General features: G+C 60.6%; 16 protein-coding genes. 3 read left to right on the top strand and 13 right to left on the bottom strand.

Annotation, left to right across the window (positions count from 1 at the left end; genetic code table 11):
- Positions 1–1,044: a rod shape-determining protein gene (locus ACYPYQ_RS06495; protein WP_459721574.1), complete on the bottom strand. Its 1,044-nt coding sequence runs from the start codon at positions 1,042–1,044 to the stop codon at positions 1–3.
- Positions 1,045–1,125: 81 nt separating this feature from the next.
- Here ACYPYQ_RS06495 and gatC point away from each other — a divergent pair, with 81 nt between their 5' ends.
- From gatC to gatB, 3 genes are read left to right on the top strand one after another with little or no spacing between them, the layout of a single operon-like run.
- The gene (gene gatC / locus ACYPYQ_RS06490) at positions 1,126–1,413 is read left to right on the top strand and encodes an Asp-tRNA(Asn)/Glu-tRNA(Gln) amidotransferase subunit GatC (RefSeq protein ID WP_459721571.1); all 288 of its coding nucleotides are present in this window, start codon (positions 1,126–1,128) and stop codon (positions 1,411–1,413) included.
- Between the two features lie 6 nt (positions 1,414–1,419).
- Complete coding sequence (gene gatA, locus ACYPYQ_RS06485) at positions 1,420–2,874, top strand: Asp-tRNA(Asn)/Glu-tRNA(Gln) amidotransferase subunit GatA (protein ID WP_459721568.1); 1,455 nt, start codon at positions 1,420–1,422, stop codon at positions 2,872–2,874.
- 2 nt (positions 2,875–2,876) lie between these two features.
- Complete coding sequence (gene gatB / locus ACYPYQ_RS06480; RefSeq protein WP_459721566.1) at positions 2,877–4,376, top strand: Asp-tRNA(Asn)/Glu-tRNA(Gln) amidotransferase subunit GatB; 1,500 nt, start codon at positions 2,877–2,879, stop codon at positions 4,374–4,376.
- On the opposite strand, the gene rquA is transcribed toward gatB, so the two are convergent.
- The 12 genes from rquA to gltB all read right to left on the bottom strand — a co-directional run bounded on the left by rquA (position 4,373) and on the right by gltB (position 21,691).
- Entirely contained in the window at positions 4,373–5,098 is a 726-nt protein-coding gene (rquA, locus tag ACYPYQ_RS06475; protein ID WP_459721563.1) for a rhodoquinone biosynthesis methyltransferase RquA, read from the bottom strand. The genes gatB and rquA overlap by 4 nt on opposite strands.
- Positions 5,098–5,856, bottom strand: a complete 759-nt coding sequence (locus tag ACYPYQ_RS06470; protein WP_459721560.1) for an SDR family oxidoreductase — start codon at positions 5,854–5,856, stop codon at positions 5,098–5,100. Before ACYPYQ_RS06470 ends, rquA begins: the two co-directional genes overlap by 1 nt.
- Entirely contained in the window at positions 5,853–6,479 is a 627-nt protein-coding gene (locus ACYPYQ_RS06465) for a thiol:disulfide interchange protein DsbA/DsbL (RefSeq protein WP_459721558.1), read from the bottom strand. The genes ACYPYQ_RS06470 and ACYPYQ_RS06465 overlap by 4 nt, the downstream gene beginning before the upstream one ends.
- 15 nt (positions 6,480–6,494) lie before the next feature.
- Positions 6,495–7,055, bottom strand: a complete 561-nt coding sequence (locus ACYPYQ_RS06460; protein WP_459721555.1) for an SPOR domain-containing protein — start codon at positions 7,053–7,055, stop codon at positions 6,495–6,497.
- A 40-nt stretch (positions 7,056–7,095) separates the two neighbouring features.
- A complete protein-coding gene (gene argS, locus ACYPYQ_RS06455) occupies positions 7,096–8,772 on the bottom strand; it encodes an arginine--tRNA ligase (RefSeq protein WP_459721551.1) in 1,677 nt (558 codons plus the stop codon).
- Between the two features lie 88 nt (positions 8,773–8,860).
- Positions 8,861–9,685 (bottom strand): NYN domain-containing protein, encoded by an 825-nt coding sequence (locus ACYPYQ_RS06450; RefSeq protein ID WP_459721548.1) that lies wholly within the window; start codon positions 9,683–9,685, stop codon positions 8,861–8,863.
- Positions 9,686–9,718: 33 nt separating this feature from the next.
- A complete protein-coding gene (locus ACYPYQ_RS06445) occupies positions 9,719–11,128 on the bottom strand; it encodes an FAD-binding oxidoreductase (protein ID WP_459721545.1) in 1,410 nt (469 codons plus the stop codon).
- Complete coding sequence (locus ACYPYQ_RS06440) at positions 11,125–11,883, bottom strand: elongation factor-1 alpha (RefSeq protein ID WP_459721542.1); 759 nt, start codon at positions 11,881–11,883, stop codon at positions 11,125–11,127. Before ACYPYQ_RS06440 ends, ACYPYQ_RS06445 begins: the two co-directional genes overlap by 4 nt.
- Positions 11,884–11,962: 79 nt before the next feature.
- Complete coding sequence (locus ACYPYQ_RS06435) at positions 11,963–14,137, bottom strand: primosomal protein N' (RefSeq protein WP_459721539.1); 2,175 nt, start codon at positions 14,135–14,137, stop codon at positions 11,963–11,965.
- 294 nt (positions 14,138–14,431) lie between these two features.
- Positions 14,432–15,496: a uroporphyrinogen decarboxylase gene (hemE, locus tag ACYPYQ_RS06430; protein WP_459721536.1), complete on the bottom strand. Its 1,065-nt coding sequence runs from the start codon at positions 15,494–15,496 to the stop codon at positions 14,432–14,434.
- 52 nt (positions 15,497–15,548) lie between these two features.
- Complete coding sequence (locus ACYPYQ_RS06425) at positions 15,549–17,012, bottom strand: glutamate synthase subunit beta (protein ID WP_459721533.1); 1,464 nt, start codon at positions 17,010–17,012, stop codon at positions 15,549–15,551.
- Entirely contained in the window at positions 17,012–21,691 is a 4,680-nt protein-coding gene (gltB, locus tag ACYPYQ_RS06420) for a glutamate synthase large subunit (RefSeq protein ID WP_459721530.1), read from the bottom strand. The genes ACYPYQ_RS06425 and gltB overlap by 1 nt, the downstream gene beginning before the upstream one ends.
- Positions 21,692–21,757: the final 66 nt, after the last annotated feature.

Raw genomic sequence — 21,757 nt, 5'->3', positions numbered from 1 at the left:
TCAATCGGAGGTGAAGATGTTGGTGTATTTGTCCATGCAGTCCAGTGCCTTGCCGGAACCGCGCACGACGCAGGTCAAAGGATCGTCGGCGATCACCACCGGCAGGCCGGTCTCTTCCATCAGCAGACGGTCGAGATCGCGCAGCAATGCACCGCCGCCGGTCAGCACCATGCCTTTGCTGGCGATGTCCGCGCCCAGTTCCGGCGGAGTCTGTTCCAGCGCGGTCTTCACGGCGCTGACGATGCTGTTCAGCGGATCGGTCAACGCTTCGAGGATCTCGTTGCTGGAGATGGTGAAGCTGCGCGGCACGCCTTCGGCCAGATTGCGGCCGTTCACTTCCATCTCGCGCACTTCGCTGCCGGGAAAGGCGGAACCGATCTGCTTCTTGATCTGCTCGGCGGTGGTCTCGCCGATCAGCATACCGTAGTTGCGGCGGATGTAGTTGATGATGGCATCGTCGAACTTGTCGCCGCCGACGCGCACGGAACCGGAGTACACCGCACCGCCCAGCGAGATCACGCCCACTTCGGTGGTGCCGCCGCCGATGTCCACCACCATGGAGCCGGTCGCGTCTTCCACCGGCAGGTCGGCACCGATCGCGGCCGCCATCGGCTCTTCGATCAGTTCCACGCGACGTGCACCGGCACCGTAGGCTGATTCACGGATGGCGCGGCGCTCGACCTGGGTCGAACCGCACGGTACACAGATCACGATGCGCGGGCTGGGTGTGAAGATGCTGGATTTGTGTACGCGGCGGATGAACTGCTTGAGCATCTGTTCGGTGACGGTGAAGTCGGCGATCACACCGTCCTTCATCGGGCGGATGGCGGTGATGTTGCCCGGCGTGCGGCCCAGCATCTGCTTCGCGGCCAGACCGACCTGCTGGATCACCTTCTTGCCGTTCGGACCGCCCTCCTGCCGGATCGCCACCACGGACGGCTCGTCGAGCACGATGCCGTGTCCGCGTAGCCAGATCAACGTGTTGGCGGTGCCAAGGTCGATGGCGAGGTCGTTGGAGAAGTAGTTGTTGAACAGTCCGAACATGTTGGTTCCCGTAGTCTAAAGAGGTGCCGCGAATGGCCGCGTATGATACCCTATCGGCCCAGTTTGAATATAGTCTTTGCCATGTCTTTAAGCACTCAGGATGTCGAAAAAGTCGCCCGTCTGGCTCGTCTCGCGATGAGCCCGTCCGAGATCGAAACCTCCCGCAACCAGCTCAACGGCATCTTCGGCCTGATCGCCGAGATGCAGGCTGTCGATACCGACGGCGTGGAGCCGATGTCGCACAGCCAGGATCTGGCCCAGCGCTTGCGCGAGGACAAGGTCACCGAAAGCAACCAGCGCGAAGCCTTCCAGGCCATCGCCCCGCAGGTGGAACAGGGCCTGTTCCTCGTTCCTAAAGTCATCGAGTAATCCAGCATGTTCGAATCCAGTCTCAAACAAATGGGCGACGCTTTGCGCGCCAGGAAGATCTCCAGCGTCGAGCTGACGCAAAGCTATCTTGACCGCATGGCGCGGCTGAACCCCCAGCTCAACGCCTACATCTCCATCGATGCGGAGAAATCGCTGGCTCAGGCCAAAGCGGCCGATGCGCGCCTCGCGGCAGGCAGCGCCGATGCGCTGACCGGCATCCCCATCGCGCAAAAGGACATCTTCTGCGCCAAGGACTGGCTGACCACCTGCGGCTCCAAGATGCTGCACAACTTCGTGTCGCCCTACGACGCGCACATCATTTCGCAATTCAACAACGCGGGCGCGATTAACCTCGGCAAGACCAACATGGACGAGTTCGCCATGGGCTCGTCCAACGAGACCTCGTACTACGGCCCGGTGAAGAACCCGTGGGATACGGCACGCGTGCCGGGCGGTTCGTCCGGCGGCACGGCCGCAGCGGTCGCCGCACGTCTCTGTGCCGCCGCCACCGGTACGGACACCGGCGGCTCCATCCGCCAGCCCGCCGCCCTGTGCGGTATCTCCGGGTTGAAACCGACCTACGGCGTGTGCTCACGCTACGGCATGATCGCCTTCGCTTCCAGCCTCGATCAGGCAGGTCCCATGGGCCGCAGCGCCGAAGACCTGGCGCTGATGATGAACGTGATGGCCGGTTTCGACGAGCGCGATTCCACCAGCCTGCAACGCGACAAGGAAGACTACACGCGCGACCTGAACAAACCGCTGACCGGTCTGCGCATCGGCTTGCCCAAGGAATTCTTCGCGGAAGGCATGGGCGCGGATGTCGCCAAGGCCATCGAAGCCGCCATCGCCGAATACAAGAAGCTGGGCGCGACCATCGTCGACATCAGCCTGCCCAACTCCAAGCTATCCGTGCCGGTGTACTACGTGCTGGCCCCCGCGGAAGCCTCCAGCAACCTGTCGCGTTTCGACGGCGTGCGTTACGGTTACCGCGCACCCGAATACAGCGACCTCGCCGACATGTACGAGAAGAGCCGTGCGCAGGGTTTCGGCGCGGAAGTGCAGCGCCGCATCATGATCGGCACCTATGTGCTGAGCCACGGCTACTACGACGCGTATTACATCAAGGCGCAGAAGATCCGCCGCCTGATCGCGCAGGATTTCGTCGAAGCCTACAAGCAATGCGACGTGATCATGGGGCCGACCTCGCCCTCCACCGCCTTCAAGCTGGGCGAGAAGGGCGACGATCCGGTGCAGATGTACCTGTCCGACATCTACACCATCGCGGTGAACCTGGCCGGCCTGCCCGGCATGTCCATCCCCTGTGGTTTCGGCGACAACGATATGCCGGTCGGCCTGCAGATCATCGGCAACTATTTCGACGAAGCGCGCATGCTGAACGTGGCGCACCAATATCAACTGGCGACCGACTGGCACAGCCGCGCGCCGCAAGGAATCTGAACATGAGCTGGGAAATCGTCATCGGTCTGGAAGTGCACGTGCAGCTTTCGACCCAATCCAAGATCTTCTGCGGCGCATCGACTGCGTTCGGCGCAGAGCCGAACACGCAAGCCGATGCAGTGAGCCTGGCGCTGCCCGGCGTGTTGCCAGTGTTGAACAAGGGCGCGGTCGAACGCGCCATCAAGTTCGGTCTCGCCACCGGCGCGCACATCGCCCCGCGTTCGGTGTTCGCACGCAAGAACTACTTCTACCCCGACCTGCCCAAGGGCTACCAGATCAGCCAGTTCGAGCTGCCGGTGGTCGGGCAAGGCGCGCTGACCATACAGGTGCCGGCGCAGGGCAAGCAGCCTGCGTACGAGAAGGTGGTGCGCCTCACGCGCGCGCATCTGGAAGAGGATGCCGGCAAGTCGCTGCATGAGGATTTCCACGGCATGACCGGCATCGACCTCAACCGTGCCGGTACACCGCTACTGGAGATCGTGTCCGAACCTGACATGCGCTCTGCCGCAGAGGCCGTGGCCTATGCCAAGACATTGCACACGCTGGTGCAGTGGATCGGCATCTGCGACGGCAACATGCAGGAAGGGTCGTTCCGCTGCGATGCCAATGTGTCGGTGCATAAACCCGGCACGCCGTTCGGCACGCGCCGCGAGATCAAGAACCTCAACTCCTTCCGCTTTCTGGAGCAGGCGATCAACTACGAAGTGCAGCACCAGATCGCAGTGCTGGAAGACGGCGGCAGCATCCAGCAAGCCACCGTGCTGTTCGACCCGGACACCGGCGAGACGCGCGTGATGCGCACCAAGGAAGACGCGCACGACTACCGCTATTTCCCCGATCCCGACCTGTTGCCGCTGGAGATCAGCGAGGAGTGGAAACAGCAGGTAGCCGCGACGCTGCCCGAGCTGCCGCACACAAAACAAGAACGCTATGTCCGCGACTTGGGGTTGTCTGCTTACGACGCAAACGTACTGACGCAAAGTAAGGGCATTGCAGAATATTTTGAAGCGACAGCTCAAGCATGCAATCAGCCAAAACTCGCTGCGAATTGGGTGATTAATGATGTCCGCCGTTTCATGACTGAGGGCGCAAAAGATGAAAATGGCGAACCTGCTGCAAGCGAAGTTAGAGATGGAGTTCCTGGGCGTGACGCAATTCGAGTGCCTGCGGAAAGCCTAGGGAAGCTAATTTCGCGAATTACTGATTCAACAATCTCAAATGCCGGGGCAAAGAAACTCTTCAGTGCGCTTTGGACCGCCCAAGACACTACTAATGTTGACCTGCTTATCGAGCAAATGGGCTTGAAACAGGTCTCAGATTCCGGTGCAATCGAGAAGATCGTGGACGAGATCATGGCGGCGAACACCGACAAGGTCGCTGAGTATCGTTCTGGCAAGGACAAGCTGTTCGGCTTCTTCGTCGGCCAGGCCATGAAGGCCAGCAAGGGCCAGGCCAACCCGGCGCAACTGAACGAAATCCTGAAAGCAAAGCTGGCAGGCTAGTCAGCCGCAATCTCAAAACGCATCACCCGGTAGAAGCCGCCGAAGCAATGCTCTTCGTGCGGCGCTCCCGCCAGACGCTTGCCTTGTTTATGTAGCGCCTCATCCAGTTTTGCCGTCACATCCTCCTGCCAGAACCCCGGCAGGAACGGCTCCAGCGTACCCAGTATCCAGCGCGTGAGCGGAAAGCGGTACAGCGGATGATGCTGCGGCGTCGCCGCGTATTCCGTGATCAATACCGACCCGCCCGGCTTCAGCACGCGCGCCATCTCGTCGTAGACACGCTGCCGCGCCTCGGCCGGCAGCTCATGGAACAGGAAGAACAGGATGATCTGGTCGAAGGCGTCGCTGGCGTAGGCCAGCGTCTCGGCGTTCATGCGCGACAGGTGGATGCGCCGCGCGATGCCCTGAGTCTTGCGGTGCGCCAGCGCCAGCTGGCCGCTCGCCACATCGCACAGGTGCACCTCGTTGTCAGCATTGCGGAACAGCGCAGGTGTCAGCTTGCCGTAGACACAGGTCAACTGCAGAAGGCGCGCACCCGAGCGAGCGTCGACATGATGCAGCGTCTTGCGCAACAGCTTCTCGTACTGACCGAACAGGATGGCATTGATGACCGGCTGATGGTCGAAGAACCACAGGCTCCTGTCCCACAGATAGGCCCACCAGTAATGGCGCGCGAGATATTCCGGCACGCCGCCCTTGATGAATCGCCGGTAGATCGCCATCAGCCTTGCGCGCGCGGCTTGTGCGGCGCTTTGGCGAAAAGGCGGTCATACAACCAGTTCGGCAACAATTTCATCATCCGCCCGACGATGGCCATCTGCCAGGGCACCACCTTGAACGAACAGCCGCGTTCGATCACTCGCGCGAAGCGCCGTGCCGCATCGTCCACTTCCAGCATGAACGGCATGGGATAGGGGTTGATGTCGGTCATCGGAGTGCGGATGTAACCGGGGCAGATGGTCACGACTTTGACACCGCTGCCGTGCATCTCCAACCGCAACGATTCCATGTACGAGATCAGCGCCGCCTTGGAGGCGGAATACGCACCCGCACCGGGCAGGCCGCGGAAACCAGCCACGCTGGCGATGCCCACAAGTCGGCCGTGACGCGCTTCGCGCATCTTTGCGATGAAGGGCTGAAAGGTGTGCACCGCACCCAGCACATTGATCTCCATCACATGCCTGAACACATCGCTGTCTTCGGCATGACGGGTCAGGGTGCCGATGCTCACGCCCGCGTTGGCGATCACGATGTCCGGCACGCCGCTGCGCGCCATGAAATCATCTGCCGCCGCGCTGATGGCGGCCGCAACGCACACATCCAGCGCGTAGGGGAAGACCTTGCCGGGGTACTGCATGGAGAGTTCCTGCAGCAGCTCGCCGCGCCGGGCGAAGACGGCGACGGTCGCGCCGCGCTGCAGATAATGGTGCGCGAGGGCCAGACCGATGCCGCTCGACGCGCCGGAGATGACTACCTTCATTTGTTCTTGCTGCGTTCCTTGCGGGCGATCTTGATGACTTCGTTCAGTACGCGGATGGTGTCGGCCGGCTCCAGTCCGGTGATGATGTACTTGCCGTCCACAGCGATGGTCGGCGTGCCGCGCACACCGTAGCTGCGCACCAGCTGGTTGCTGCGCGCGACTTTGCCGGCGAGTGTGAAGGAGTTGTAGGCCGCATCGAACTTGCTGCGATCGACACCGCGCTTGGCGACGAAGGCGGAGATCTTCTCCTGGTCGCTCAAGTCGGTGCCGAACACGTTCCAGGCCTCGAACAAATCGTTGTGCAGCTTGTCACGCACGCCCATCGCTTCAAGCGCATAGAAGGTGCGTGCCATCGGCTCCCAGGAATCGCGGAAGATGACCGGCACGTATTGCAGGTCGACGTCCTTGGGCATGGTCTTCTCCCAGCTGCTGAACGGGCCGTGCAGATGGAAGCAGTGCGAACAGCCGTAGAAGAAGAATTCCAGCACCTCAACCTTGCTGCCGCTGGATGTCGGCTGGGCCGGTTTCAGCACCTTGTAGTCGCGGCCCGCCATCACTTCGGCCTGTACCTGCACCGCACACAACATCAGCAATCCCACGATCAGTTTACGCATGAGGGTCATATCCTTCTCCTGTGGTTATTGGGCGCGCACTGCTGTCGCGGTGACGCCGTTCGTTTTAAGACTGGCGATGGTGGCGTTCGCAGCAGCCAGCCCCGCGAACGGGCCAAGGCGGACACGATGCCACACCCCTTTTTCGGGGAGGGTAACACTGACGATACTGGCCTCGAAACCGCCCAGCGCCAGGCGTGCCTTGAGTTTCTCCGCGTCTTCAACGTTCTGGAACGAGCCAGCCTGCACCAGATAGGGTGTGGCATCCACCGGCACTTTGGGTTGCGGCTTGGCGACAGGCGATGGCTTGGCGGCAGTTGTGCCTTCTGATTTATCCGGCAACACCTTGTAGAACTCATACTGCGGCTGCGCAGCCTGATCTGCCGGCTCGACCGGCTTCGGTTGCGGTACCACGATCTGCGGCACCGGTTTAGGCACTTCGCGCGCCACCGAGGGCTGGCTGAAGGTGGCCGGATTCTTCTTGACCATGTACCAAGCGACGATGCCCGCGATGGAGACGCCGATCACCATGCCGATGATCAGCGAAGCGAGCGCCTTGGATTTCTGTGGTCCGCCTGCAGAAGCCATGTTGTTCCTTTAGTGAGATGGGCGCTTCTATCAACCCTGGTTACATTTGCTCGGGCGCTGAGACACCGAGCAGCGACAATCCGTTCCGTAGCACCTGCGCGATGGCGGCGATCAATGCCAGCCTTGCCAGCTTTAGCCGCTCGTCATCGACCAGGAAGCGCGACGCATTGTAATAGCTGTGAAAATCAGCGGCAAAGTCCTTCAGGTAGACCGCAATCTGGTGCGGTGCCAGATCGTTCGCGGCCGTCTCGATCACCGTGGGGAAATCGATCATCTTCTGCAGCAACACCTTCTCGTAGTCGCTGTCCAGCACCGACAGGTCGGCCGCGTGCAAGGCCTGCTTGTCGCCGCCCCACTGGTTCAGCACCGTGCTGATACGGGCATGCGCGTACTGGATGTAATACACCGGGTTGTCGTTGCTCTGCGACTTGGCCAGATCGATATCGAACACCAGCTGCGAATCAGGCGAGCGAGCGGCGAGGAAGTAGCGCGTGGCATCGCAGCCCACCTCGTCGATCAGGTCACGCAGCGTCACATAGCTGCCCGCGCGCTTGGATATCTTCACCTCTTCGCCGTTCTTCAGCACGGTCACCATCTGGTGCAGCACATAGTCCGGCCACCCTTGCGGGATGCCCGCATCCAGCGCCTGCAGACCGGCGCGCACGCGGGTGATGGTGGAATGGTGGTCGGAGCCCTGCTCGTTGATCACGCGCACGAAACCGCGCTTCCATTTCTCCAGGTGGTAGGCCACATCCGGCACGAAATAGGTGTAGCCGCCGTCGCTCTTGCGCATCACGCGGTCTTTATCGTCGCCGAAATCGGTGGTGCGCAACCACAACGCGTCGTCCTGTTCGTAGGTGTGGCCGCTGGCGATCAGCCTCTGCACCGTCGCTTCGACCTTGCCCTCTGTATACAGCGCCGACTCCAGCGAGAACACATCGAACTCCACCTGGAAGGCGCGCAGGTCCAAATCCTGTTCGCGGCGCAGATAGGCCACCGCAAAGTGGCGGATCGCCTCCTTGTCGTCGGCATCGCCCTTGCCGGTGATGTGCTGGTCGTCCGCCTCCACGGCCTCCTTCGCCATGTAGGCATCCGCCACATCCTGGATGTAATCGCCGCGATAACCGGAATCCGGCCAGGAAGGATCGTTCGGCGTGATGCCCTTGCAGCGCAGTTGCACCGACAAGGTCAGGTTGTCGATCTGCACGCCCGCGTCGTTGTAGTAGAACTCGCGCGTCACGTTCCAGCCCGCCGCATGCAGCACATTGCACAGGCAATCGCCCACCGCCGCGCCGCGCCCGTGGCCGACATGCAGCGGCCCGGTCGGGTTGGCCGAAACGAACTCCACGCCCACCTTGCGCCCCTGTCCGACATGCACATGGCCGTAACCCGCGCCCGCCGTCAGCACGCTGTTCACCACTGCCTGTTTCGCCGTCGTAGTCAGGAACACATTGATGAAACCCGCGCCCGCAATCTCCACCTTTTCGATGAATTCTGTCCTGGGCAAGGCCGCAATCAGCGCATTGGCAATGTCTCGCGGCGGCTTACGTAGCGGCTTGGCCAGTTGCATCGCCAGGTTGCAGGCGTAATCACCGTGCGCGGCCTGCTTGGGCCGCTCGATGAGGATGGCGGTGTCGCCCGACTCCGGCGACACCTCGCGTAACGCCTGCGCGAACAATTCGGAAAGATGGGATCTGAAATTCAGGACTACGGACATTGCGGCACGCCTTCAAAAGAGGCGCGGATTATAGCATTCGAGCCGTTTCGGGTTTGCGTGATGACGTGGCCAGGATTAATGCAGCCAGTCATTCCGTCGTCGGCATGCGTATCATGTATTGCCCCGATTTTTCATCTTTCACCAACGCCACCAGTTTGTGCCTCTGGGCATCCTCCATCAATTCCTTGAAAGAGCGGTAGCCATAATAGGATTCGTTGAAGCCGGGCTTGCGGCGTTGCATGGTGGGTTTGACCATCGAGTACCAGAGTTTTTCGTCCGAGCCGCGTTCAGAGATCAGGCCTTCGACGGTCTCGACCAGGAAATCCATGGCCTCCTGTTTCTTGTCGTCTTCACTCTTCGCGGCAGCGGGTTTGGCCGTTTCCGCTTTCGCCTTGGCCGGCGCCTTCCTGGCAGCCTGCTTTTTCTTGGCCTCCTGCACACGTACCAGGTCGTCGTAGAAGATGAATTCGTCGCAATTGGCGCTGAGCAGGTCCGATGTCGAATCCTTCACGCCGATGCCGATCACATATTTGTTGTTTTCGCGCAGCTTGGAGACCAGCGGCGAGAAATCGGAATCGCCGCTGATGATGACAAAGGTGTCAATGTGAGCCTTGGTGTAGCAGAGGTCGAGCGCATCCACGACCAGACGGATGTCGGCGGAGTTCTTTCCGCTTTGTCTTACGTGCGGGATCTCGATCAGTTCAAACGAGGCTTCATGCATGGGCGCCTTGAATTCCTTGTAGCGCTCCCAGTCGCAATAGGCTTTCTTGACCACGATGCCGCCCTTCAGCAGCAAGCGTTCCAGCACTTTCTTTATGTCGAATTGCGCGTATTTGGCATCGCGCACGCCCAGCGCCACGTTCTCGAAATCGCAGAACAGGGCCATGTTGGTGATCTCGGGTTGGTTCGCCATCGTTGCCTCCGTGGGTGTTTCGATGGCGGGAGCTTACACCACCTTGCCGGGATTCATCAGGCCGTGCGGGTCGAGGGTCCGTTTGATGTCGCGCATCAGTTGCAGCTCCAGCGCACTCTTGTAGTGGGTGACTTCTTCGCGCTTGAGCTGGCCCAGGCCGTGTTCGGCGCTGATGCTGCCGTCCAGTGCGGCGACGACTTGATACACGATGCGGTTGACGTCGTGCTCATGCTGTTTGATGAAGGCATCGTTCTGCGCGGCATCGAGCATGGAGATATTGTAGTGGATGTTGCCGTCGCCCATATGGCCGAAGGCGACGATGCGGATGCCGTCGTATTCCGCACGCAGCGCGGCGCTGGCGTCGGCGATGAAATCCGCCACGCGGCTGACCGGTACCGACACGTCGTGCTTGATGCTGATGCCTTCGGCCTTTTGCGCTTCGGCGATGTTCTTGCGCAGCTTCCACCAGCGCTCGGCATGCGCTTCATCACAGGTGATCTCGAATGCTATGACGCCATCGAAATCCTGCAATGCGGTGCGCAGGGCATCGTCCAGCGGAGCGGGCAGGACGTTGCTCAGCTTGGTGATGACCAGCCATTCGTGCGGCACAGCGAAAGGTTCGTGCGTGTCGTCTATGTGCTTGAACACCAGTTCGAGACAGGAGCGCGAAATGAGCTCGAAACCGCTGATGGTGTCGCCGCAACTTGCGCGCAGATTCGCCAGCAGGGCGACTGCTGCTGCGGGATCGCGCACGGCGATGCAGGCGGTCGCTGTGGCGCGCGGACGCGGGAACAGTTTGAGCACTGCGGCGGTGATGATGCCCAGTGTGCCTTCTGCGCCGATGAACAGATGCTTCAGGTCGTAGCCGGTGTTGTCCTTGCGCAGGCGGCGCAGGCCATGCCAGATATTGCCGTCCGGCAGTACGACTTCCAGACCCAGAACCAGATCGCGCGCGTTTCCGTAGCGCAATACGCCGATGCCGCCGGCGTTGGTGGAGAGGTTGCCGCCGATCTCGCAGTGCGGCGCGATGGCGGTGAGGCCGAGCGGGAACAATCGGTCTGCTTGCTCCGCCGCCTCGTACAGTGTGGCCAGCTTGCAGCCCGCTTCCACCGTCATGGTGTAGTTGGTGGCATCCACTTCGCGGATGCGGTGCATGCGCGACAGGTTGATGATGATCTGCGGCGTGCCGTCCGCCAGCGGCACCGATGCGCCGCACAGGCTGGTGTTGCCGCCCTGCGGCACGATGGCGATGCGTTGTGCCGCGCACAGTTTCACGACCTCGGATACTTGCTGCGTATCGGCGGGGAAGACGACCGCGACCGCTTCGCCCTGATATCGACCGCGCCAGTCTTTGCAGTTGGCACTCGCGGACTCACCCGTCAAAACGGCATCGCCGCCCGTGACGGCGGCGATGCGCGCAAGCAGTGTCTGTTCAGAACTCACGTTGCGTCGGAGGGCGGATAAACCGGATGATTCTTGCGTAGCGGCAAAATCCACATCTGGTACAGCGAGGTGAAGATCATAGCGGCCGCCGCAAGGCTGTAGCCGAAACCGCCAATGATGACGAACCAGGCGAAACCGGGGTGGAACTTGGTCAACCACCAGGCCAGCACGTCCACAATCAGGAAGCCGAACGGCACCGAGATCAGGATGGCCTTGTTCATCGGCGAGATTCCGGTCGAGTAGGTGAATATCCAGCCCACGAAGAAGAAGATGAACGAGATGCCGAACAGGTGGATGTGCGACACGCGGGTCAGCGTGGACATCGGCTGGCCTTCGTCGACGGCCAGCAGCTTCTTCATCGTATCCTTGTTGCTGAGGTCGGGCAGGCCCGCAATGTTGGCATGGCAGGGCTGGCAATACTGGTCGATGTCCATGGAGATCCGGTTGTCCCACACCTCCGGGGAAGCTCCGGTCTCCGCCCATTTGATCATCGCCATGCGCACGTCGGGAGGTGCATTGTCCTTCATCGAGCCGTTGAGCTTGGACACCAGCTTGGAACCCTCTTCGCGGTTGCCGTAATAGCTGTAGACGATGTCATCGACCGACAGGCCGACTTTGCCGTCGGCCATGCCGTGGGTCAGCATGATCTGCCCGCCGGCGAACAACAGGCCCAGACCGACCACCAGCAGGTAGCCGCTGAACAAGGTCTTGAGGGGAAGGGCTGCATTGGAGAGGGTAAAGCGCTGGATTTCCATTTTCTGCTCCATGTCGATTGATCGCGCGCATTATAACGCCGATATTAGTAGGGTCTTATATAGCCCTGACGGGTCATTTTCAATTTTCTATCGGATCGATGTCCAGTGCCCATCGCACCTTTTGCGATGGCAGAGTATCCAGCTCGGTTTTCCAACTCCTCAAAAAGGCCTGCAATGTCTTGCGCGCGTCGCTTTGCACCAGCAGTTGCGCGCGGTGCTGGTTGGCACGCTTGGGCATGGCGGCCGGTACGACGCCGTATATCTCGACTGCCGCCCCGATCTGCTCGGCACTTTCCCGCGCCTGATGCAGGAACTTCATGACCGACTGCTCTTGCAGGCTTTCCGCACTCAACAAGGCCTGGAACGTGAACGGCGGCAGGCCCGCCAGGCTGCGTTCTGCCAGCAAGGTCTTGGCCCAGCTTTCATAGTCATGGGCGCGCAACGCCTGGAACAGCGGGTGGTTGGGAAAGGCGGATTGCACGATGACCTCGCCCGCTTTGTCCGCGCGCCCGGCGCGGCCGCCAACTTGCGTCAACTGGGCGAACAGTTTTTCCGAGGCACGAAAATCCGCGCTGTACAGCGCGCCATCAGGGCTGATCACGCCGACCAGCGTGAGATTGGGGAAGTCGTGTCCTTTGGCCAGCATCTGCGTGCCGATCAAAATATCCGCTTCGCCGTCGTGTATCTGCTTGCGCATGGCGCTCCACGCGCCTTTGTTGCGCGTGCTGTCCCGGTCCACGCGCAGGATGCGTGCCTGCGGGAAACGGCGCTGCAGGGTTTCTTCCAGTCGCTGCGTACCGATTCCGACCGGCTTGAGGTCGGCATCGCCGCAAGTCGGGCAGGCTGGCGGCACGCGCTGCTGATAGCCGCAGTGATGACAGCGCAGGCTGCGGTCTTTCATGTGCAACACCAGTTTGCCCGTGCATTTCCTGCATTCGGATATCCAGCCGCAGGCACTGCACATCAGCACCGGCGAATAGCCGCGTCGATTGATGAAGATCAGGCTTTGTTCCTTGCGCTGCAGCCTTGTCTCAATGGCAGTCAGCAGCGGCTCGCTCAAGCCATCCTGCAGCGGCAGCTTGGTGACGTCCATGCAGCGTACCGTGGGCAGACTGGCGGGCAGCACCGCGCGTTGCGTGAGTCTGAGCAGGCGGTAGCGTCCGCTTTGCGCGTTATGCCAACTTTCGAGTGACGGCGTTGCAGAGCCCAGCACGATAGGCACACCGCGCTGGCTGGCGCGGAAGATGGCGACATCGCGCGCCGAGTAACGCAGGCCGTCCTGCTGTTTGAACGAGGGATCATGTTCTTCGTCCACCAGGATCAGGCCCAATTTCGGCAGCGGGGCGAACACGGCCAGACGTGTACCGAGCACGATACGCGCCGCCCCGGATTGCGCCTTGAGCCAGTTCTGCGCACGCTCGCCATCGGCCAGACCGCTATGCAGGCTGACCAGCACGGCATCGGGGAAGCGGCTGCGAAAATAGTTCTCCAGTTGCGGGGTGAGGTTGATCTCGGGCACCAGCAGCAACACTTGCCCGCCTCGCTGCAGCATCTCGTGCATCAGATGCACATAGACCTCGGTCTTGCCGCTGCCAGTGATGCCGTGCAGCAGGAAACAGCCGTAGCCTTGTTGCTGCGTGACTGCCTCGACCGCTTGCCGCTGCTCGTCGGTGAGTGCATGTGCATCATTGAAGCTGTGCGCGGTGCAGCTTGTCGGCACGCATGCCTCCACCCAGCCTGCCTCCAGCAGCCTCTTCAACGCGGCGGGAGCGCCGTGCGAAAGCATGCGCAGTTGAGCCCCGCTGCGCGGGGCTTCGTGCAAGGCACGCAGGATGCGTTGCTGCACCACGCGCCGTTTGGGCAGGGTCGCCACTTCGACCGCTCTGCCTGCCGCGCTCAGGGCGTAGTCGACCGACTGTTTCAAGACGATCGGTTCCACGCTGCGCAGGCGCGCCGGCAGAGACGACAACACGGTCATGCCCAGAGGGAAGTGGTAATAGTCGCTGCAGAAGCGCAGCAGCGTAAGCATGTCCTGCGGCAGGGGCGGTACATCGTCCAGCACTTGCGTGACCGGCTTGAGCCGAGTCGCCTCCAGATCGGAGTTTTCGGCCCATTCCATCGCGATGCCCAACATCTGTTTGCGACCGAATGGCACGACCACGCGCTGCCCGATCTCGATCCGCATTTCTTCACTGACGGTGTAATCGAAAAGGGTTGACAAAGGCACGTCGAGCGCGACGCGTATGATGGACATTTTATGCAGAATCTTTCCGGTGTTTTGTTTGAAGTTTAGCGAATCTCATTGAGCGATATGGAGTTTTTTTATTGTCCACATTTCCTGTGGATAACAATGTGTACAAACCCGCTTTAAATGCGCTAACTGCAAACAGTGTATACAGTTTTTTTCTGTCGCACATTTTCCATGCAGTTTGTTACTTCCTTTATTTTCAATGTATTACGTCATAAATGCAAAAGGCCACGGATAGCACTTCCGTGGCCCTTTACGGTCTGGACACCTGTTCATAAACCGGTGCCTGTCAAGCGTTTTCTAGTGATATTTCTTGCTGAGTTCATGCACGGCCTGCACCAGCGCGGCCGCGTTATCGGGGTCGGTATGTTGCGAGATGCCGTGGCCCAGATTGAACACATGGCCGCTGCCGAAACCGAAGCTGGACAACACCTTCTCCACCTCGTTGCGGATCACTTCCGGTGTGGCGAACAACACGGTCGGGTCGAGGTTGCCTTGCAACGCGACCTTGTGGCCGACCTTCTGGCGTGCTACACCGATGTCCATGGTCCAGTCCAGACCGACCGCATCACAACCGATATCGGCGATGCTCTCGATCCACAGACCGCCACCCTTGGTGAATACGATGGACGGGATGCGCACGCCATCCTTTTCCTTGATCAGACCATCGACGATGCGCTGGATATAGGCCAGAGAGAATTCGTGGTAGGCAGAATGCGAAAGCGCACCACCCCAGGAGTCGAAGATCATCACGGCTTGCGCGCCCGCTTCGATCTGCGCATTCAGATATGCGGTCACCGCCTGCGCAGTCACGTTCAGGATGTGGTGCATCAACTTGGGCTCTTTGTACATCAAGGTCTTCACCTTGGCGTAATCGTCACTGCTGCCCCCTTCCACCATGTAGCAGGACAATGTCCACGGACTACCGGAGAAACCGATCAGCGGCACGCGGCCATCCAGCGACTTGCGGATCTGCGATACAGCGTCCGTCACATATTTCAGGTCCTTGCCGATGTCCGGCACTTGCAGCGCCATGATTTCGGCTTCGGTTTCCAGCGGCCGCTCGAACTTGGGACCTTCGCCTTCGGAGAAGTACAGACCCAGCCCCATCGCGTCCGGCACGGTCAGGATGTCGGAGAACAGGATGGCTGCATCCAGCGGGAAGCGGTCCAGCGGTTGCAGCGTCACTTCGGTCGCAAAGTCCGGGCTTTTGCACAGGCCCATGAAGCTGCCGGCCTGGCGACGGGTGGCGCGGTACTCCGGCAGGTAACGACCGGCCTGGCGCATCATCCACAGCGGCGTGTATTCGGTAGGCTGGCGCAACAGCGCGCGCAGGAAGGTGTCGTTCTTAACTTTGAAGTTCATGCTGGTTCCCTGAATGAATTCCGCCACCGAGCAGGTGGCGGATTTGTTTTTATTATCTTGGCAACTGCGACGAGCCCATCAGGAACTCGTCTACTGCGCGTGCAGCCTGGCGACCTTCGCGGATCGCCCATACCACCAGCGACTGGCCGCGACGCATATCGCCTGCGGCGAACACGTTCTTGACACTGGTCTGGTAGCACTTGTCGCCGTCGGTGGTCGCCAGCACATTGCCACGGCCATCCTTCGCCACACCGAACGCATCCAGCACTTGCGCCAGCGGATTGGTGAAGCCCATGGCGAGGAAGACGTAGTCGGCCTTGAGTTCGAATTCGCTGCCTGCGATCTCGACCATCTTGCCTTCCTTGAATTCGACGCGCACGCACTTGATCGCCTTGAGCACGCCGTTCTCGCCGATGAATTCCTTGGTGGAGATCGCCCAGTCACGCACGCAACCTTCGTCGTGCGAGCTGGAGGTACGCAGCTTGAGCGGCCAGTTCGGCCAGGTCAGCGACTTGTTCTCCTGCTCCGGTGCACGCGGCATCACTTCGATCTGGGTGATGGAGGCTGCGCCGTGGCGGTTGGAGGTGCCCACACAATCCGAACCGGTGTCGCCGCCGCCGATGACCACGACATGCTTGCCAGCCACATCGATCGGGTTCTTGCCGTCGCCGGCGACTTCCTTGTTCTGCGGAATGAGGAATTCCAGCGCGTAGTGCACGCCGGCCAGTTCGCGTCCCGGTACCGCCAGGTCGCGCGGCTGCTCGGAACCACCCGCCAGGATCACCGCATCGAAATCCTTCTTCAGGGCGGCCGGGCTGATGACTTTCTTCGCATCGTTGACGATGCCCTTCCCCGGCAGTTCCTTGCCGATGAAAGTGCTGGTCTGGAACTTCACGCCTTCAGCGGCGAGTTGCGCCATGCGCCAGTCGATCAGGCGCTTGTCCAGTTTGAAGTCGGGGATGCCATAGCGCATCAGACCGCCGATGCGGCTGTTCTTCTCGAACACGGTCACGGCATGACCGGCACGGGCCAGTTGCTGCGCGGCAGCCAGTCCGGCTGGGCCGGAACCGACTACGGCAACCTTCTTGCCCGTCTTCTTCTTTGCTGGTTGCGGCACGACCCAGCCGTTCTCGCCAGCCTTGTCGATGATGGCGTGCTCGATGGATTTGATTCCGACAGCTTCGTGGCCGATGTTCAGCGTACAAGCCGCTTCGCACGGTGCCGGGCAGATGCGACCGGTCACTTCCGGGAAGTTGTTGGTGGAATGCAGCACTTCGATGGCCTGCTTCCAGTTGCCGCGATACACCAGGTCATTCCAGTCGGGGATGATGTTGTTGACCGGGCAGCCGTTGTTGCAGAACGGGATGCCGCAGTCCATGCAACGTGCACCCTGCTGGGTTGCTTCGCTGTCAGACAGATGTGCAACGAACTCCTGATAATGCTTCAGGCGCTGCTCTACCGGCGCGTAACCTTCGCTGACGCGCGCAAATTCCTTGAATCCGGTTGGCTTGCCCATTATGCGGCCTCCTTCTGCTGCTGCGCCGCAATTTCGAGCAACGCACGACGATATTCGGTCGGCATGACCTTCACGAACTTGGGCAAATATTGTGCCCAGTTATCCAGTATCTGCTTGGCGCGTGTACTGCCGGTGTAGCGCAGGTGCTTCTCGATCTTGCCGCGCAGGGCGGCTTCGTCCGCCTTGTTCAGGTGGTTGAAGTGCACGCGACCGTGAGCTTCCACTTCGCCGGTCTCGCTCTGTGCCGCCTCTTCCGGAATCGCTTCCAGTTGCACCATGGACATGTTGCAGCGCTGCTTGAACGTGCCGTCTTCGTCCAGCACGTAAGCCACGCCGCCGGACATACCTGCCGCGAAGTTGCGTCCCGTATTACCCAGCACAACGACCATGCCGCCGGTCATGTATTCGCAGCCGTGGTCACCCACGCCTTCGACCACCGCGATCGCGCCGGAGTTGCGCACCGCAAAGCGTTCACCTGCTACGCCATTGAAGAACACTTCACCGGCGGTCGCACCGTACAGCACGGTGTTGCCGACAATGATGTTGTCTTCCGCGACCAGCCTGCTGTCCTCGGACGGCTTGACGATGATGCGTCCGCCGCACAGGCCTTTGCCCACGTAGTCGTTGCCTTCGCCTTCGAGCTGGAAGGTCACGCCATGCGCGAGGAAGGCACCGAAGCTTTGTCCCGCCGTGCCCAGCAGCTTCACGCGGATGGTGTCGTCCGGCAGACCGGCATTGCCGTGGCGCTTGGCCACTTCATGCGACAGCATGGTGCCGACGCTGCGATTGACGTTGCTGATCCTGGTTTCGATGGTGACCACGCGTTTCGCGTCCAGCGCTTCCTTGGCTTGCGCGATGAGGTCGTTGTCGAGTGCTTTTTCCAGCTCGTGATCCTGCGCTTCGGCGTGGCGGCGAGCCACGTCGGCACCGACCTTGGGTTGATGGAACACCTTGCTGAAATCCAGACCCTTGGCCTTCCAGTGCTTGATGCCTTTGCGCATGTCGAGCAGGTCGCTGCGGCCGATCAGGTCCTCGAACTTGCGCACGCCCATCTGCGCCATCAGTTCGCGCACTTCCTCGGCGACGAAGAAGAAGTAGTTCACGACATGTTCCGGCTGGCCGGTGAATTTCTTGCGCAGCTCGGGATCCTGTGTGGCGACGCCGACCGGGCAGGTGTTGAGGTGGCACTTGCGCATCATGATGCAGCCCTCGACCACCAGCGGTGCAGTGGCGAAACCGAATTCATCCGCGCCAAGCAGTGCGCCGATCAGCACATCGCGACCGGTCTTGATCTGACCGTCGACTTGCAGGCCGATACGACCACGCAGTTTGTTCAGCACCAAGGTCTGTTGTGCTTCCGCCAGACCCAGTTCCCACGGCGTACCCGCGTGCTTCACCGAGGACAGCGGCGATGCTCCGGTGCCGCCGTCGAAGCCGGAGATCACGATGTGATCGGCCTTGGCCTTGGACACACCCGCAGCTACCGTACCCACGCCGACTTCAGACACCAGCTTCACCGAAATGGAAGCGCTCGGGTTGGAGTTCTTCAGGTCGTGGATGAGCTGCGCCAGATCTTCGATGGAGTAGATGTCGTGGTGCGGCGGTGGCGAGATCAGACCGACGCCGGGCACCGAGTGGCGCAGCTTGCCGATGTATTCGGAAACCTTTCCGCCCGGCAACTGACCGCCTTCACCGGGCTTCGCGCCCTGCGCCATCTTGATCTGGATCTGGTCTGCGCTGCTGAGGTATTCAGCAGTCACGCCGAAACGACCCGACGCGACTTGCTTGATGCGCGAGCGCAACGAATCGCCCGGCTTCATGGTCTGGTCTGCTTCGATGCGGCCCTTGCCGATGATCTCGGACAGCTTCTCGCCGCCGTGCAGAATCTTGAAACGGTTGGCATCTTCGCCGCCCTCACCGGTGTTGGACTTGCCGCCGATGCGGTTCATCGCGATCGCCAGTGTGGAGTGCGCTTCGGTAGAGATGGAGCCCAGCGACATCGCACCAGTGGCGAAACGCTTAACGATCTCCTTGGCCGACTCGACTTCATCCAGCGGCACTGCCTTGCCCGCAGACTTGATCTCGAACAGGCCGCGCAACGTCATCTGGCGCTGGGTCTGGTCGTTGATCAGCTTGGCGTATTCCTTGTAGGTCGCGTAGTTGTTGGCACGCGTGGAGTGCTGCAGCTTGGCGATGGATTCCGGCGTCCAGGTGTGCTCTTCGCCGCGTGCACGGTAAGCGTATTCACCGCCAGCATCCAGCATGTTCTGCAACAGAGGATCGTTGCCGAATGCAGCTGCATGTGTGCGTACTGCTTCTTCCGCGACTTCCACCAAGCCGATTCCTTCGATCTGTGTCGCGGTACCGGGGAAATATTTCTCGATGAAATCGCTGTTCAGGCCGATGGCTTCGAAGATCTGCGAACCACAGTAGGACTGATAGGTCGAGATGCCCATCTTGGACATCACCTTCAGCAGGCCCTTGTTGATCGCCTTGATGAAGCGCTTGTGACCTTCCTTCTCGCTCACGCCCGCTGGCAGATCGAATGAGGAGATCGTATCGAATGCCAGCCAGGGATAGACCGCCTCTGCTCCGTAGCCCGCCAGCAAAGCGAAATGGTGCACTTCGCGTGCCGAACCGGTTTCAACCACCAGACCGGTGCTGGTTCGCAGACCTTCGCGCACGAGGTGATGGTGTACGGATGCGGTCGCCAGCAGCGCGGGGATCGCTACGCGCTTGTCCGACACTGCGCGGTCGGACAGGATCAGCACGTTGTAGCCCGCTGCGACTGCCTTGTCGGCCTCCTTGTACAAGGCTTTGATTGCGGCTTCGCAACCGGCTGCACCGTTCTTCACCGGGTAGGTGATATCCAAGGTCTTGGACTTGTATTTGCCTTTGGTGAGTTTGTCGATGCTGTGCAGCTTTGCCGCGTCGTCGTGCGACAGCACGGGCTGATGCACCTCCAGACGCGGCGCCGGCTTGGTCTCGTCCACACCCAGCAGGTTCGGCTTAGAACCGATGAACGAGGTGAGCGACATCACGATCTCTTCGCGGATCGGGTCGATCGGCGGATTGGTCACCTGCGCGAACAACTGCTGGAAGTAGTTGTACAACACCTTGCTGCGACCGGACAGCACGGGCAACGCCGCATCGGTACCCATGGAACCGGTCGGCTCTTCGCCAGCGGTCGCCATCGGCTGCATGATGAACTTGACGTCTTCCTGCGTATAGCCGAAGGCCTGCTGGGCATCCAGCAGGCTGACGCTGCTTTCATGTTTCTTGGCCACGCTGGGCAGATCGTCCAGGAAGTAACGCGACTGCTCGATCCATTTGCGATACGGCTTGGCGGTGGCGATCTGTTTCTTCAGTTCACTGTCGTCAACGATGCGACCCTGCTCCATGTCGATGAGGAACATTTTGCCCGGTTGCAGACGCCATTTCTTGACGACCTTGTTTTCCGGGATCGGCAATACACCCATCTCGGAAGCCATCAGTACCACGTCGTCATCGGTGATGAGGTAGCGTGCGGGACGCAAGCCGTTGCGGTCCAGCGTCGCGCCAATCATGCGGCCATCGGTGAATGCCACGGCGGCAGGGCCGTCCCACGGCTCCATCAAGGCGGCGTGATATTCGTAGAACGCGCGGCGCTCCTCATCCATCAGCGGATTGCCGGCCCATGCTTCAGGGATCAGCAGCATCATCGCGTGCGGCAGTGAGTAGCCGCCCGCGACCAGCAGTTCCAATGCGTTGTCGAAGCATGCCGAGTCGGACTGCCCTTCGACGATCAGCGGCCACAATTTGTCCAGGTCGCTGCCGAGGAACTTGGAGGACATCGCAGCGTGACGCGCTGCCATCCAGTTGACATTGCCGCGCATGGTGTTGATCTCGCCGTTGTGGGCGATCATGCGGAACGGATGGGCCAGATCCCAGGTCGGGAAGGTATTGGTGGAGAAGCGCTGGTGTACCAGCGCGAACGCGCTCACGCAGCTTTCATCTTGCAGGTCGAGGAAGTATTCGCCCACCTGGTTCGCCAGCAGCATGCCCTTGTAGACGATGGTACGTGAGGACATGGACGGGATATAGAAGCCCGCGCCTTGGTTCTTGGGCAGCTTGCGCACGGCATGTTCGACCGTCTTGCGGATGACGAACAGTTTGCGCTCGAACGCATCCTGATCCGCCGTCTTCTTGCCGCGACCGATGAATACCTGGCGCACCAGCGGCTCGACCGCTTTTACACTTTCACCCAAGCCAGAGCTATCCACCGGCACATCGCGCCAACCCAGCAGGGTTTGCCCTTCGGCCTTAATCTTGGCTTCTATGGTTTTTTCGCATGCTGCGCAAGCGGTCTTGTTGCGCGGCAGGAACAACATGCCCACCCCATACTCGCCCGTTGCCGGCAATCGGATATTTTCCTTGGCGGCTGCCTTTGTCAGGAACTCATGCTGGATCTGGATCATGATGCCGGCACCGTCGCCCGCCAGCGGATCGGCTCCTACCGCACCGCGGTGCGTCAGGTTTTCCAGAATGTTCAGACCTTCTCTTACCCGGTCATGGCTGGCTAAGCCTTTGATATGAGCGACAAAACCGACACCACATGCATCATGTTCATTGCGCGGGTCATACAGACCTTGCCGCGCTGGCAACGAAGAATTATTCACCTTGCTCCTCACCTCGATCATCCGACAACAGGGCGGCTAACGCCGCTTTTTCGGGGAATTTATCCAAAAGGGCGGGAATGCTACCTT

The sequence above is a fragment of the Sideroxyarcus sp. TK5 genome (assembly GCF_054601595.1).
Note: the sequence above shows the minus strand (reverse complement) of the source record. Positions and strands in the feature narration are given on the sequence as shown.

What these genes read in the sequence shown, in the direction of transcription:
- ACYPYQ_RS06495 (WP_459721574.1), bottom strand. Translation starts at nt 1,044, where the DNA reads ATGTTCGGACTGTTCAACAACTACTTCTCCAACGACCTCGCCATCGAC.
- gatC (WP_459721571.1), top strand. Translation starts at nt 1,126, where the DNA reads ATGTCTTTAAGCACTCAGGATGTCGAAAAAGTCGCCCGTCTGGCTCGT.
- gatA (WP_459721568.1), top strand. Translation starts at nt 1,420, where the DNA reads ATGTTCGAATCCAGTCTCAAACAAATGGGCGACGCTTTGCGCGCCAGG.
- gatB (WP_459721566.1), top strand. Translation starts at nt 2,877, where the DNA reads ATGAGCTGGGAAATCGTCATCGGTCTGGAAGTGCACGTGCAGCTTTCG.
- rquA (WP_459721563.1), bottom strand. Translation starts at nt 5,098, where the DNA reads ATGGCGATCTACCGGCGATTCATCAAGGGCGGCGTGCCGGAATATCTC.
- ACYPYQ_RS06470 (WP_459721560.1), bottom strand. Translation starts at nt 5,856, where the DNA reads ATGAAGGTAGTCATCTCCGGCGCGTCGAGCGGCATCGGTCTGGCCCTC.
- ACYPYQ_RS06465 (WP_459721558.1), bottom strand. Translation starts at nt 6,479, where the DNA reads ATGACCCTCATGCGTAAACTGATCGTGGGATTGCTGATGTTGTGTGCG.
- ACYPYQ_RS06460 (WP_459721555.1), bottom strand. Translation starts at nt 7,055, where the DNA reads ATGGCTTCTGCAGGCGGACCACAGAAATCCAAGGCGCTCGCTTCGCTG.
- argS (WP_459721551.1), bottom strand. Translation starts at nt 8,772, where the DNA reads ATGTCCGTAGTCCTGAATTTCAGATCCCATCTTTCCGAATTGTTCGCG.
- ACYPYQ_RS06450 (WP_459721548.1), bottom strand. Translation starts at nt 9,685, where the DNA reads ATGGCGAACCAACCCGAGATCACCAACATGGCCCTGTTCTGCGATTTC.
- ACYPYQ_RS06440 (WP_459721542.1), bottom strand. Translation starts at nt 11,883, where the DNA reads ATGGAAATCCAGCGCTTTACCCTCTCCAATGCAGCCCTTCCCCTCAAG.
- ACYPYQ_RS06435 (WP_459721539.1), bottom strand. Translation starts at nt 14,137, where the DNA reads ATGTCCATCATACGCGTCGCGCTCGACGTGCCTTTGTCAACCCTTTTC.
- hemE (WP_459721536.1), bottom strand. Translation starts at nt 15,496, where the DNA reads ATGAACTTCAAAGTTAAGAACGACACCTTCCTGCGCGCGCTGTTGCGC.
- ACYPYQ_RS06425 (WP_459721533.1), bottom strand. Translation starts at nt 17,012, where the DNA reads ATGGGCAAGCCAACCGGATTCAAGGAATTTGCGCGCGTCAGCGAAGGT.
- gltB (WP_459721530.1), bottom strand. Translation starts at nt 21,691, where the DNA reads ATGATCGAGGTGAGGAGCAAGGTGAATAATTCTTCGTTGCCAGCGCGG.